At 52.5% G+C, this 14,191-nt stretch carries 7 protein-coding genes, 5 tRNA genes, 3 rRNA genes and 1 other RNA gene; 14 read left to right on the top strand and 2 right to left on the bottom strand.

Annotated elements, in window-relative coordinates:
* The first annotated feature begins 10 nt into the window (after window positions 1-10).
* The 8 genes from trkH (at window position 11) to birA (ending at window position 9,970) form a co-directional block, all read left to right on the top strand.
* Window positions 11-1,462: a Trk system potassium transporter TrkH gene (gene trkH / locus RE418_RS04985; RefSeq protein WP_025304932.1), complete on the top strand. Its 1,452-nt coding sequence runs from the start codon at window positions 11-13 to the stop codon at window positions 1,460-1,462.
* Window positions 1,463-1,483: 21 nt separating this feature from the next.
* Window positions 1,484-2,017 carry a menaquinone-dependent protoporphyrinogen IX dehydrogenase gene (gene hemG / locus RE418_RS04980; RefSeq protein ID WP_089181541.1) on the top strand — a complete coding sequence of 178 codons (534 nt, stop codon included), beginning with the start codon at window positions 1,484-1,486 and terminating at the stop codon, window positions 2,015-2,017.
* Window positions 2,018-2,416: 399 nt separating this feature from the next.
* A 16S ribosomal RNA gene (locus RE418_RS04975) occupies window positions 2,417-3,958 on the top strand.
* Between the two features lie 206 nt (window positions 3,959-4,164).
* A tRNA-Glu gene (locus RE418_RS04970) sits at window positions 4,165-4,240 on the top strand.
* Window positions 4,241-4,474: 234 nt separating this feature from the next.
* A 23S ribosomal RNA gene (locus tag RE418_RS04965) occupies window positions 4,475-7,382 on the top strand.
* Window positions 7,383-7,481: 99 nt separating this feature from the next.
* Window positions 7,482-7,597, top strand: a 5S ribosomal RNA gene (gene rrf, locus RE418_RS04960).
* The 16S, 23S and 5S rRNA genes sit together here with 1 tRNA gene alongside, the layout of an rRNA operon.
* A 376-nt stretch (window positions 7,598-7,973) precedes the next feature.
* Window positions 7,974-9,011: a UDP-N-acetylmuramate dehydrogenase gene (murB, locus tag RE418_RS04955; protein WP_025304934.1), complete on the top strand. Its 1,038-nt coding sequence runs from the start codon at window positions 7,974-7,976 to the stop codon at window positions 9,009-9,011.
* The gene (birA, locus tag RE418_RS04950) at window positions 9,008-9,970 is read left to right on the top strand and encodes a bifunctional biotin--[acetyl-CoA-carboxylase] ligase/biotin operon repressor BirA (RefSeq protein WP_025304935.1); all 963 of its coding nucleotides are present in this window, start codon (window positions 9,008-9,010) and stop codon (window positions 9,968-9,970) included. The genes murB and birA overlap by 4 nt, the downstream gene beginning before the upstream one ends.
* A 48-nt stretch (window positions 9,971-10,018) precedes the next feature.
* Here birA and coaA read toward each other — a convergent pair whose 3' ends face one another.
* A complete protein-coding gene (gene coaA, locus RE418_RS04945; protein ID WP_025304936.1) occupies window positions 10,019-10,969 on the bottom strand; it encodes a type I pantothenate kinase in 951 nt (316 codons plus the stop codon).
* A gap of 219 nt (window positions 10,970-11,188) precedes the next feature.
* Window positions 11,189-11,737 (bottom strand): GNAT family N-acetyltransferase, encoded by a 549-nt coding sequence (locus RE418_RS04940; RefSeq protein WP_089181542.1) that lies wholly within the window; start codon window positions 11,735-11,737, stop codon window positions 11,189-11,191.
* A 396-nt stretch (window positions 11,738-12,133) separates the two neighbouring features.
* Between RE418_RS04940 and RE418_RS04935 the strand changes: the two genes are divergently transcribed.
* The 6 genes from RE418_RS04935 (at window position 12,134) to tuf (ending at window position 13,968) form a co-directional block, all read left to right on the top strand.
* A tRNA-Thr gene (locus RE418_RS04935) sits at window positions 12,134-12,209 on the top strand.
* A 25-nt stretch (window positions 12,210-12,234) separates the two neighbouring features.
* A tRNA-Tyr gene (locus tag RE418_RS04930) sits at window positions 12,235-12,319 on the top strand.
* A gap of 46 nt (window positions 12,320-12,365) precedes the next feature.
* Window positions 12,366-12,481: non-coding RNA, RtT sRNA (locus RE418_RS04925), on the top strand.
* 36 nt (window positions 12,482-12,517) lie between these two features.
* A tRNA-Gly gene (locus RE418_RS04920) sits at window positions 12,518-12,592 on the top strand.
* Between the two features lie 6 nt (window positions 12,593-12,598).
* Window positions 12,599-12,674 (top strand) — tRNA-Thr (locus RE418_RS04915).
* A gap of 109 nt (window positions 12,675-12,783) precedes the next feature.
* On the top strand, window positions 12,784-13,968 hold the full coding sequence (gene tuf, locus RE418_RS04910) for an elongation factor Tu (RefSeq protein WP_015376315.1): 1,185 nt from the start codon (window positions 12,784-12,786) through the stop codon (window positions 13,966-13,968).
* Window positions 13,969-14,191 lie beyond the last annotated feature (223 nt).

Raw genomic sequence — 14,191 nt, 5'->3', positions numbered from 1 at the left:
TCGTGCTGAAATGCATTTTCGCGCCATAACCCGTATCGTTGGTCTGCTGGTCATCCTGTTCTCCGGGACGATGTTTATTCCCGGCCTGGTGGCATTGATTTATCGCGATGGGGCGGGGCGCGCGTTCAGCCAAACGTTCTTCGTGGCGCTGACCATCGGGCTGATGCTGTGGTGGCCGAACCGCAAGCAAAAACACGAGCTGAAGCCGCGTGAAGGCTTCCTGATCGTCGTGCTGTTCTGGACCGTGCTGGGCAGCGTGGGGGCATTGCCGTTCCTGTTTTCGGAACGGCCCAATTTGTCGCTGACCGACGCCTTCTTTGAATCCTTCTCGGGATTGACGACCACCGGTGCGACGACGCTGGTGGGGTTGGACTCGCTGCCGAAGGCTATTCTTTTCTATCGCCAAATGCTGCAATGGATGGGCGGCATGGGGATCATCGTGTTGGCGGTGGCGATACTGCCGATACTCGGCGTCGGCGGCATGCAGCTGTATCGGGCGGAAATGCCCGGGCCGCTGAAAGATAACAAGATGCGTCCACGCATCGCCGAAACCGCCAAAACCCTGTGGCTAATCTATGTGTTGCTAACCGTCGCCTGTGCGCTGGCGCTCTGGGGGGCTGGGATGTCGGTGTTCGATGCCATCGGCCACAGTTTCTCGACCATCGCCATCGGCGGTTTTTCTACCCACGACGCCAGTATCGGTTATTACGCCAGCCCGACCATCAACACCATCATCGCCGTGTTCCTGCTGATTTCCGGCTGTAACTACGGCCTGCACTTCGCTTTGCTGAGCGGCCGCAGCCTGAAGGTGTATGGGCGCGATCCTGAATTCCGCATGTTTATCTTCGTTCAGTTGACGCTGGTGGTGGTGTGTACGTTGGTGCTCTGGGGACATGGCGTCTATAAGAGCGGTATGGAAACGCTCAATCAGGCGTTCTTCCAGGTGGTATCGATGGCGACTACGGCCGGTTTCACGACCGACAGCATCGCCAAGTGGCCGCTGTTCCTGCCGATGTTGTTGCTGTGCTCGGCGTTCATCGGCGGTTGCGCCGGCTCGACCGGCGGCGGCCTGAAGGTGATCCGTATCCTGCTTCTGTACCTGCAAGGCTCGCGTGAGTTGAAAAGGCTGGTGCACCCCAACGCGGTCTATACCATCAAATTGGGCAACCGCGCGCTGCCGGAACGCATTCTGGAGGCGGTGTGGGGATTCTTCTCTGCCTATGCGCTGGTGTTTATCGTCAGCATGCTGGCGATCATTGCCACCGGCGTTGACGACTTTTCCGCGTTCGCCGCAGTGACGGCAACGCTCAATAACCTTGGCCCCGGCCTGGGCGTAGTGGCGGATAACTTCACCACGATGCCGGCGGCGGCCAAGTGGGTCCTGGTGGTGACGATGCTGTTCGGGCGCCTGGAAGTATTTACATTGCTGGTGCTGTTCACGCCAACCTTCTGGCGTGAGTAAGCCTGATATAAGGAGTACGCCATGAAGGCATTGATACTTTATTCGAGCCGTGACGGGCAAACACGTGCTATCGCTTCTTATATAGCAAGCAAGTTGCAGGACACGCTGCGTTGTGAGGTGATCGATCTGCTGCAGGCAGAACAGGTCGATCTTAGCCAATATCAGCAGGTGATGATCGGCGCTTCTATCCGTTATGGGCACTTTAACTCGGTGCTGGATAAATTCGTCAAGCGTCATGCCGAGCAGTTGAATCGGATGCCGAGCGCATTCTTTGCCGTCAACCTGACCGCGCGTAAACCGGAAAAGCGTTCGCCGCAAACCAACGCTTATACCCGCAAGTTTCTGTTGGCATCGCCCTGGCAGCCAAAACAGTGCGCGGTGTTTGCCGGCGCATTACGTTATCCGCGTTATCGCTGGTTCGATCGCATCATGATTCAATTCATTATGCGTATGACGGGCGGTGAAACGGATACCAGTAAGGAAGTGGAGTACACAGATTGGCAACAGGTCGACCGCTTTGCCCAGGAATTTAGCCAGATCCAGTACGAAAAGTGACAAAAACGCGGGTTTGGCCAGCGTTTTGCCGAAAAAAACCGCGCTTGAAAAGTTTTTTGCATTTAGGGGTTGCGGCCCGCCGAGAACTCCCTATAATGCGCCTCCACTGACCGGGAACAACGACTGACAAGCCGCCGGGTCAGCGAGAGAAAAGCGAAATAAACGCTTGACTCTCCGGGTGAAAAGCGTAATATACGCCACCTCGAGTTAGCAAGCGAAAGCGCCTAACTCACTGCTCTTTAACAATTTATCAGACAATCTGTGTGGGCACTCCACAAGACGATATCCAGCATCTTCGGATGCAAAAAAATATCAAGTCTTGAAGAGTGACTAACTGAAGTAAAATTCATGCAGTAAATCTTTGAGCATCGCTTCTCGAGTGGAAGCAAATCAAGCTTTTAATTGAAGAGTTTGATCATGGCTCAGATTGAACGCTGGCGGCAGGCTTAACACATGCAAGTCGAGCGGTAGCACAGGGGAGCTTGCTTCCTGGGTGACGAGCGGCGGACGGGTGAGTAATGTCTGGGAAACTGCCTGATGGAGGGGGATAACTACTGGAAACGGTAGCTAATACCGCATAACGTCGCAAGACCAAAGAGGGGGACCTTCGGGCCTCTTGCCATCAGATGTGCCCAGATGGGATTAGCTAGTAGGTGGGGTAATGGCTCACCTAGGCGACGATCCCTAGCTGGTCTGAGAGGATGACCAGCCACACTGGAACTGAGACACGGTCCAGACTCCTACGGGAGGCAGCAGTGGGGAATATTGCACAATGGGCGCAAGCCTGATGCAGCCATGCCGCGTGTGTGAAGAAGGCCTTCGGGTTGTAAAGCACTTTCAGCGAGGAGGAAGGTGGTGAGCTTAATACGTTCATCAATTGACGTTACTCGCAGAAGAAGCACCGGCTAACTCCGTGCCAGCAGCCGCGGTAATACGGAGGGTGCAAGCGTTAATCGGAATTACTGGGCGTAAAGCGCACGCAGGCGGTTTGTTAAGTCAGATGTGAAATCCCCGGGCTCAACCTGGGAACTGCATTTGAAACTGGCAAGCTAGAGTCTCGTAGAGGGGGGTAGAATTCCAGGTGTAGCGGTGAAATGCGTAGAGATCTGGAGGAATACCGGTGGCGAAGGCGGCCCCCTGGACGAAGACTGACGCTCAGGTGCGAAAGCGTGGGGAGCAAACAGGATTAGATACCCTGGTAGTCCACGCTGTAAACGATGTCGATTTGGAGGTTGTGCCCTTGAGGCGTGGCTTCCGGAGCTAACGCGTTAAATCGACCGCCTGGGGAGTACGGCCGCAAGGTTAAAACTCAAATGAATTGACGGGGGCCCGCACAAGCGGTGGAGCATGTGGTTTAATTCGATGCAACGCGAAGAACCTTACCTACTCTTGACATCCAGAGAACTTTCCAGAGATGGATTGGTGCCTTCGGGAACTCTGAGACAGGTGCTGCATGGCTGTCGTCAGCTCGTGTTGTGAAATGTTGGGTTAAGTCCCGCAACGAGCGCAACCCTTATCCTTTGTTGCCAGCGGTTCGGCCGGGAACTCAAAGGAGACTGCCAGTGATAAACTGGAGGAAGGTGGGGATGACGTCAAGTCATCATGGCCCTTACGAGTAGGGCTACACACGTGCTACAATGGCATATACAAAGAGAAGCGACCTCGCGAGAGCAAGCGGACCTCATAAAGTATGTCGTAGTCCGGATTGGAGTCTGCAACTCGACTCCATGAAGTCGGAATCGCTAGTAATCGTAGATCAGAATGCTACGGTGAATACGTTCCCGGGCCTTGTACACACCGCCCGTCACACCATGGGAGTGGGTTGCAAAAGAAGTAGGTAGCTTAACCTTCGGGAGGGCGCTTACCACTTTGTGATTCATGACTGGGGTGAAGTCGTAACAAGGTAACCGTAGGGGAACCTGCGGTTGGATCACCTCCTTACCTAAAGATATTGATTCGAGTGGCGTGCTCACACAGATTGTCTGATGAAAAAGTAATGAGCAAACAAAACCTTGTGGTATAGGTAAGTGCCGGGAGATTTGTGACTGTCCAGTGCAGTGACAAACGACAATGGCGCTCGATTTTTCACGAAAAATCTCACCTTTACCCGAAATTATCGAATCGGTGATTCGATAAGCCAATTTCGGGTCCCCATCGTCTAGAGGCCTAGGACACTGCCCTTTCACGGCTGTAACAGGGGTTCGAATCCCCTTGGGGACGCCATTCCGATAATGAGTGAAAGACATTATCACCGGTTAGCGATAACCGAAAAAATCTTAAAGATGACTTGCGAGTCATGTTTAAGATATTGCTCTTTAACAATCTGGAACAAGCTGAAAATTGAAACATGACGGCTGAAATTTATCCCTCCGTAGACGTATTGGGATGAAGAGTAACCTGTCATAGAGTCTCTCAAATGTTTGCAGCACGAACGATGGAAACATCTTCGGGTTGTGAGGTTAAGTGACTAAGCGTACACGGTGGATGCCTAGGCAGTCAGAGGCGATGAAGGGCGTGCTAATCTGCGAAAAGCGTCGGTAAGGTGATATGAACCGTTATAACCGGCGATACCCGAATGGGGAAACCCAGTGTGTTTCGACACACTATCATGTCATGAATACATAGTGGCATGAGGCGAACCGGGGGAACTGAAACATCTAAGTACCCCGAGGAAAAGAAATCAACCGAGATTCCCCCAGTAGCGGCGAGCGAACGGGGAGGAGCCCAGAACCTGAATCGGCTTGTGTGTTAGTGGAAGCGTCTGGAAAGTCGCGCAGTAAAGGGTGATAGCCCCGTACACTAAAATGCACAGGTCGTGAGTTCGATGAGTAGGGCGGGACACGTGACATCCTGTCTGAATATGGGGGGACCATCCTCCAAGGCTAAATACTCCTGACTGACCGATAGTGAACCAGTACCGTGAGGGAAAGGCGAAAAGAACCCCGGCGAGGGGAGTGAAATAGAACCTGAAACCGTGTACGTACAAGCAGTGGGAGCACCTTCGTGGTGTGACTGCGTACCTTTTGTATAATGGGTCAGCGACTTATATTTTGTAGCAAGGTTAACCGTATAGGGGAGCCGTAGGGAAACCGAGTCTTAACTGGGCGATTAGTTGCAAGGTATAGACCCGAAACCCGGTGATCTAGCCATGGGCAGGTTGAAGGTTGGGTAACACTAACTGGAGGACCGAACCGACTAATGTTGAAAAATTAGCGGATGACTTGTGGCTGGGGGTGAAAGGCCAATCAAACCGGGAGATAGCTGGTTCTCCCCGAAAGCTATTTAGGTAGCGCCTCGTGAACTCATCTTCGGGGGTAGAGCACTGTTTCGGCTAGGGGGCCATCCCGGCTTACCAAACCGATGCAAACTCCGAATACCGAAGAATGTTATCACGGGAGACACACGGCGGGTGCTAACGTCCGTCGTGAAGAGGGAAACAACCCAGACCGCCAGCTAAGGTCCCAAAGTCATGGTTAAGTGGGAAACGATGTGGGAAGGCATAGACAGCCAGGATGTTGGCTTAGAAGCAGCCATCATTTAAAGAAAGCGTAATAGCTCACTGGTCGAGTCGGCCTGCGCGGAAGATGTAACGGGGCTAAACCATGCACCGAAGCTGCGGCAGCGACGCTTAGGCGTTGTTGGGTAGGGGAGCGTTCTGTAAGCCGTTGAAGGTGGCCTGTGAGGGTTGCTGGAGGTATCAGAAGTGCGAATGCTGACATAAGTAACGATAAAGCGGGTGAAAAGCCCGCTCGCCGGAAGACCAAGGGTTCCTGTCCAACGTTAATCGGGGCAGGGTGAGTCGACCCCTAAGGCGAGGCTGAAAAGCGTAGTCGATGGGAAACAGGTTAATATTCCTGTACTTGGTGTTACTGCGAAGGGGGGACGGAGAAGGCTAGGCTAGCCGGGCGACGGTTGTCCCGGTTTAAGCGTGTAGGGGGTGTGACCTGGTAAATCCGGTTGCATACTAACCCTGAGGCGTGATGACGATGCACTACGGTGCAGAAGTAGTTGATGCCCTGCTTCCAGGAAAATCCTCTAAGCATCAGGTAACATTAAATCGTACCCCAAACCGACACAGGTGGTCAGGTAGAGAATACCAAGGCGCTTGAGAGAACTCGGGTGAAGGAACTAGGCAAAATGGTGCCGTAACTTCGGGAGAAGGCACGCTGGCATGTAGGTGAAGTCCCTTGCGGATGGAGCTGAAGCCAGTCGAAGATACCAGCTGGCTGCAACTGTTTAATAAAAACACAGCACTGTGCAAACACGAAAGTGGACGTATACGGTGTGACGCCTGCCCGGTGCTGGAAGGTTAATTGATGGGGTCAGCCGCAAGGCGAAGCTCTTGATCGAAGCCCCAGTAAACGGCGGCCGTAACTATAACGGTCCTAAGGTAGCGAAATTCCTTGTCGGGTAAGTTCCGACCTGCACGAATGGCGTAATGATGGCCAGGCTGTCTCCACCCGAGACTCAGTGAAATTGAACTCGCTGTGAAGATGCAGTGTACCCGCGGCAAGACGGAAAGACCCCGTGAACCTTTACTATAGCTTGACACTGAACATTGAGCCTTGATGTGTAGGATAGGTGGGAGGCTTTGAAGCGTGGACGCCAGTCTGCGTGGAGCCATCCTTGAAATACCACCCTTTAATGTTTGATGTTCTAACTCGGCCCCATAATCTGGGGTGAGGACAGTGTCTGGTGGGTAGTTTGACTGGGGCGGTCTCCTCCCAAAGAGTAACGGAGGAGCACGAAGGTTAGCTAATCACGGTCGGACATCGTGAGGTTAGTGCAAAGGCATAAGCTAGCTTGACTGCGAGAGTGACGGCTCGAGCAGGTACGAAAGTAGGTCTTAGTGATCCGGTGGTTCTGAATGGAAGGGCCATCGCTCAACGGATAAAAGGTACTCCGGGGATAACAGGCTGATACCGCCCAAGAGTTCATATCGACGGCGGTGTTTGGCACCTCGATGTCGGCTCATCACATCCTGGGGCTGAAGTAGGTCCCAAGGGTATGGCTGTTCGCCATTTAAAGTGGTACGCGAGCTGGGTTTAGAACGTCGTGAGACAGTTCGGTCCCTATCTGCCGTGGGCGTTGGAAGATTGAGAGGGGTTGCTCCTAGTACGAGAGGACCGGAGTGAACGCACCACTGGTGTTCGGGTTGTCATGCCAATGGCATTGCCCGGTAGCTAAGTGCGGAAAAGATAAGCGCTGAAAGCATCTAAGCGCGAAACTTGCCTCAAGATGAGTCTTCCCTGGGCCTTTAAGGTCCCTGAAGGAACGTTTAAGACTAAGACGTTGATAGGCTGGGTGTGTAAGTGCAGCGATGCATTGAGCTAACCAGTACTAATGATCCGTGAGGCTTAACCTTACAACACCGAAGGTGTTTTTAGAGAGATTTTCAGCGAAGTTCCGAGATTGGTTCTGATGGCTTCACGGAAGTGAGGCGGTTGGAATGAAACAGAATTTGCCTGGCGGCAATAGCGCGGTGGTCCCACCTGACCCCATGCCGAACTCAGAAGTGAAACGCCGTAGCGCCGATGGTAGTGTGGGGTCTCCCCATGCGAGAGTAGGACACTGCCAGGCATCAAATAAAGCCGAAAGCCCTGAACTGACGTTCAGGGCTTTTTGCTATGCGTAAAATAAATATACTGGCTGTATCTATTACTTTGAAAAATACCTTTTTGGCATATGTAGCTTATTCTTATAAGGAATAATAATGTTTTTTGCCAGAGAAATAGCCAGATTAATATATAATTGATAGCTTCAGATTATTATTTAAATAATAAAAATGCCTATTTATTAATGTGTTGATAAGAAATATCTGGCTATATCAAAGATAAATCTTAATTCTTTAGTGTATTATTCGATAAATTTCACGTTAATTAAAACAAATATTAGCCAGACGCCTCGAATCGAGTAGACTAGGCGAAAGATTATTTCCGTATAGGTACTGAACGTTATGTCTACTGAAAGCGCGTCTTTAAAAAACCACAATACGTTTGCGCTCCCGGTCAACGCAGCGCACCTGATCATGGCCGATAGAATTGAGCTGATGCTCAAGGTGTGGCAACAAACGCGCAAGCGTCAGGAGCCGCTGCTGATTCTCGGTGAAGGTAGCAACGTGCTGTTCCTGGAGGATTTCTCGGGCACGGTAATGGTCAATCAGTTGAAGGGTATCGATGTTCGAGAAGATAACGATGCCTGGTATCTCCACGTCAGCTCCGGTGAAAATTGGCATGACCTGGTGCAATATACGCTGCAGGCTGGGATCTGCGGCCTGGAAAACCTGGCGTTGATCCCTGGATTGGCCGGTTCCGCCCCTATTCAGAACATCGGCGCCTACGGCGTCGAATTGAAAGACGTCTGCGAGTATGTCGATTTGCTGGACTTCTCTACCGGCGCTATCGATCGCATCCCGGCTGCCGAGTGTGGTTTTGGCTACCGGGAAAGCATTTTCAAGCACCGTTTCCAAACTGGGCATGTCATTGTCGGGCTGGGTCTGCGTCTCAACAAACAGTGGCAACCCAAATTGAGTTACGGCGATCTGGCCAAGCTGGAGCCCACCACGGTGACGCCGCTTCAGGTATTTGAATCCGTATGTGCTATGCGTCGCAGCAAGCTGCCCGATCCGCGCGAAACCGGCAATGCCGGCAGCTTCTTCAAGAATCCTTTGGTGAACGCAGAGAAAGCCGCAGAACTCGTCGCCAAATATCCTGGCATGCCGCATTATCCGCAGCAGGATGGTCAGGTGAAGCTGGCCGCCGGCTGGCTTATCGACCAATGCGAGCTGAAAGGATATCGCATCGGTGGTGCTGCGGTACACCGCCAGCAGGCGCTGGTGCTGGTGAACATCGACAATGCCCACAGCCAGGATGTGGTGGCGCTGGCGCGCCACGTACGCAAGACGGTGGCCGATAAATTCGGTGTGTGGTTGGAGCCTGAGGTGCGCTTTATTGGCGCGACCGGTGAGCTGAATGCCGTGGCGGTGCTGTCATGAAAGATACCAAGGTTCCGTTAAAACTGATCGCGTTGTTGGCCGACGGCGAATTCCATTCCGGGGAACACCTCGGTGAGTCACTCGGCATGAGCCGTGCTGCGATCAATAAGCATATTCAAACCATTCGCGAGTGGGGGCTGGATGTCTTTACCGTGCCTGGCAAAGGGTACAGCTTGCCTGCCCCCATGCCGCTATTGGAGGCGGAACGCATTCTAAAAGGGTTGGACGACAAACGCGTTACCGTGTTGCCGGTAGTCGACTCTACCAATCAATATTTGCTGGATCGTATCGAAACACTACAATCTGGCGACGCCTGCATCGCTGAGTATCAACTGGCTGGCCGCGGTCGTCGTGGGCGCCAGTGGATTTCGCCGTTTGGCGCCAATTTATACCTGTCGATGTTTTGGCGATTGGAACAGGGGCCAGCTGCGGCGATGGGGCTGAGCCTGGTGATCGGCATGGTGATGGCGGAGGTCTTGCAGCGCCTTGGTGCTAAAGACGTACGGGTAAAATGGCCCAACGACCTCTACCTGAATGATCGCAAATTGGCAGGGATCCTGGTCGAGTTGACAGGAAAAACTGGCGATGCGGCTCAGTTGGTCATCGGTGCTGGCATTAATTTGGCGATGCGGGATACCAATGCCGGGGGGATCAACCAAGGTTGGATCAACCTGCAAGAAGCCGGCATTAACATCGATCGTAATGAGCTGACTGCTACTTTGCTCAATGAATTGCGGCAGTCGTTAAAACAATTCGAGATAGATGGGCTGGGGCCATTCATTGGTCGTTGGCGCACGTTGGATAATTTTATCGACAGACCGGTCAAACTGCTGATTGGTGAGCGGCAGATTGTAGGGATCGCACGAGGCATCGATTCGCAGGGGGCACTGCTGCTGGAACAAGATGGGGAGATCAAACCCTTTATCGGCGGAGAGATATCGCTGCGCAGTGCAGAATAGCGAGCGCAACCAAGGGGACGTTACCGTCCCCTTGAGCGATCGGTAGTCTTACTTTCTTAAGCGCACGCTTTCAACGGCATGGTTGGCGCTTTTGGTCATGATCAGGCTGGCGCGTTCGCGGGTAGGTAGTATATTCTGCTGCAAATTCAAGCCGTTAATTTCATTCCACAATTGTGTAGCGATATTAATCGCTTCCGGTTCCGGCAATTTTGAATAGTTATGGAAATAAGAATCGGGATTGGAAAATGCGCCCTGACGGAATTTCAGGAAACGATTGATATACCAGCTTTGCAATAGCGTCTCCGGGGCATCGACATATATGGAGAAGTCGACAAAATCGGAAACGAATACGCGATGAGGATCGTGCGGGTAATCCATACCGCTTTGCAATACGTTAAGCCCTTCCAGGATCAGAATATCCGGTTGCTCGATGACTTTATTACCCTCAGGTACAACGTCATAGATTAAATGAGAATAAACCGGAGCGGTAACGCGTTTGGCGCCGGATTTCACTTCTGACACGAATTTCACCAGGCTATGCATATCGTAAGACTGCGGGAAGCCTTTTTTCTTCATCAGGCCGCGTTCGTTCAGCACCTTATTAGGATGCAAGAAGCCGTCGGTCGTGATCAACTCAACGCTGCGGTGTTCCGGCCAGCGGCTCAGCAACGCCTGCAACAGACGTGCGGTCGTGCTCTTACCTACGGCTACGCTGCCGGCTATGCCGATGACATAGGGAATTTTTTGCCCGTCGGTGCCGAGGAATTGCTCGAGCACCGCCTGTCGGCGCAGGTTGGAACTGATATAGAAGTTCAATAGTCGTGACAGCGGCAGATAAATCTGCGCAACTTCTTCCAACGAGAGATCTTCGTTAATCCCTTTCAGCTTAACGATCTCTTCTTCCGATAACGTCAGCGGCACCGAATCTCGCAACGCAGCCCATTGGGTACGATCGAACTGTAGGTAAGGCGTTGCTAAAGATTGATCTCTTTTTATCATAAGCCAAATTCTGCCTGTTAACGCAGGTTGGGAAAGGCGCCGGACGCCAACTCCAGAGAATAAACAAGCTGCATATTATAGACAGCTTCGTTTTTGGCGTAGACTTTTTTCGCAAAAGTTGTCGATAGGCAGCAGTTTATGTCAATTGTGCGAAGCGGCGCGCAGTTGATAAGGCGGGGTTGCAAGGCGGTATCATCGGGGCCGGATACCGCTTGAAGGCTAGCAGGCAATGGCGCGCGAAGGTTGGTTTACGGTGAATAGACGTTTGTAATAAATGACGGTCGGATGATAATGCCCATCGGGGCCCGCTGCATAATCCGGTAGCTCGCCCAAACAGCGATAACCCAGGCTACGATAAAGCGCTTCAGCCGCTGAGCCAGCCTGCGTATCCAGGTACAATAGCCCGCGCTGCTGTTGCAGTGCCGCCTGCTCCAACGTCTTCATCAGCGCCAGACCTACGCCGTTGCGGCGAGCGCGGCTATGCACCAATAGCTTCACCACCTCCGCACGATTACGGCCATTCGGTTTCTGGCAGAGCTCGAGTTGCACGGTGCCAACGACGCCGCGTTCGTCGCGGGCAATCCACAATAGCAGCTCGCTTTTGGCCAAGGCGGGACGCAGGCTGTGGAAGTAACTCTCGGCGTCTTCATGCGGGATTAAGGTGTCGTAGCCCACTGAAGCACCGTGGGTGACCGCATGGGTCAACAGGCGAGCCAATTCATCGCGATAAATCGGGAGCGTAGCGGCGTTGATAGGCACTATTTTCATCGGTCATTCCTCCAGAGATGGGGGTAATGAAGATAAGCAATAACTGCGCCAGAACGACGAAAGGCATAGCCACGGCGAAAGAGCGAGCAATAAGTGTAGTTCACGCCACGAACCTGGGCAGCGATCCTCTTTTTGGTGCATCGATCCCGCTCACGGTTTACCGACGCAGGTTACGTGTTTTGAGAAGCCCGACACGGAGAAAGGGGCTCTCAATGCTTGCAAAAAGTGGATAAAATTGTAGAGAATGATTGCCGCAAGTGATGAATGTTTGCACGCCGCAGGCTGCGAATTGCATGACAGCATGCAAAATTGACTGATTTGTGAGCGAAAGTGCGCGTAAAGCAATTTTTTTGTTGCATAGGCCGTCCGCTCTACCTAGAATGCGCTGCACTTGATGCCGGCTTAGCTCAGTAGGTAGAGCAACTGACTTGTAATCAGTAGGTCACCAGTTCGATTCCGGTAGCCGGCACCATTCAAGTCACAAGTAGTTAAAATCTGGTGGGGTTCCCGAGCGGCCAAAGGGAGCAGACTGTAAATCTGCCGTCACAGACTTCGAAGGTTCGAATCCTTCCCCCACCACCAAATCTTGCCTTCGGCGATTAACTGAGATGCGATAAATACCGCAGCGGTTGATGGCGGGAGGAGAGGGCGAAAGCCTTCGGCAAGGTTCGAGCTGTGCAGCGCAAGGCGCAGCCGGCCCGAAGGATGCGAAGCGAGTGATGACTAGTCCTGCTCCATCCCAAAATTCTACAGAAAAATCAGGTAGCCGAGTTCCAGGATGCGGGCATCGTATAATGGCTATTACCTCAGCCTTCCAAGCTGATGATGTGGGTTCGATTCCCACTGCCCGCTCCAAGATGTGCTGATATAGCTCAGTTGGTAGAGCGCACCCTTGGTAAGGGTGAGGTCGGCAGTTCGAATCTGCCTATCAGCACCACTTCTTAATTTCTCGCCCCCTGATTTTCTTTCTGTTCTGGATTCAACGAGCAAATGCTTGGTTGATGTGGTGATACCACCGATTTATCCGTGTCTTAGAGGGACAATCGATGTCTAAAGAAAAGTTTGAACGTACAAAACCGCACGTTAACGTCGGTACTATCGGCCACGTTGACCACGGTAAAACTACCCTGACTGCAGCGATCACCACCGTTCTGGCTAAAACCTACGGCGGTTCTGCACGTGCTTTCGACCAGATCGATAACGCGCCAGAAGAAAAAGCTCGTGGTATCACCATCAACACCTCTCACGTTGAGTATGACACCCCGACTCGTCACTACGCGCACGTTGACTGCCCAGGGCACGCCGACTACGTGAAAAACATGATCACCGGTGCTGCTCAGATGGACGGCGCGATCCTGGTAGTAGCTGCGACTGACGGCCCAATGCCTCAGACTCGTGAGCACATCCTGCTGGGTCGTCAGGTTGGCGTTCCTTTCATCATCGTATTCATGAACAAATGCGACATGGTTGATGATGAAGAGCTGCTGGAACTGGTAGAAATGGAAGTTCGCGAACTGCTGTCCGCTTACGACTTCCCAGGCGACGACCTGCCAGTGATCCGCGGTTCCGCGCTGAAAGCGCTGGAAGGCGAAGCTGAGTGGGAAGCGAAAATCATCGAACTGGCCGAAGCCCTGGACAGCTACATCCCAGAGCCAGAGCGTGCTATCGACAAGCCGTTCCTGCTGCCAATCGAAGACGTATTCTCCATCTCCGGTCGTGGTACCGTTGTTACCGGTCGTGTTGAGCGCGGTATCATCAAAGTTGGCGAAGAAGTTGAAATCGTTGGTATCAAAGACACCGTTAAGTCTACCTGTACTGGCGTTGAAATGTTCCGCAAACTGCTGGACGAAGGCCGTGCTGGTGAGAACGTAGGTGTTCTGCTGCGTGGTATCAAACGTGAAGAAATCGAACGTGGTCAGGTACTGGCTAAACCAGGCTCCATCAAGCCGCACACCCAGTTCGAATCTGAAGTGTACATCCTGAGCAAAGATGAAGGTGGTCGTCACACGCCATTCTTCAAAGGCTACCGTCCACAGTTCTACTTCCGTACCACTGACGTGACCGGTACCATCGAACTGCCAGAAGGCGTAGAGATGGTAATGCCAGGCGACAACGTGAACATGGTTGTCACCCTGATTCACCCAATCGCGATGGACGACGGTCTGCGTTTCGCAATCCGTGAAGGCGGCCGTACCGTTGGCGCAGGCGTTGTTGCTAAAGTTATCGCTTAATCGCTGATAAAGTTTGACGCGACACGCGGTAAAAGGGCATCATTTGATGCCCTTTTTCTACGCTGTGAACTAGAACCTATCTCATCAGCGATTTTGCAGTCATAATCATTGGTGAGATGGGCTCTTAAACCGTATTGACTGAATACGTCATGGCGTAAAACACCGGGATATTGCTATTGCGGTATCCGATCGGTTTGGTTTGCCTCGCAATGCGAGGCAAAGT

The organism is Serratia sp. szju (assembly GCF_044594185.1).
GTDB lineage: Bacteria > Pseudomonadota > Gammaproteobacteria > Enterobacterales > Enterobacteriaceae > Serratia > Serratia bockelmannii.
This window is presented reverse-complemented; position numbering and strand designations above follow the sequence as displayed.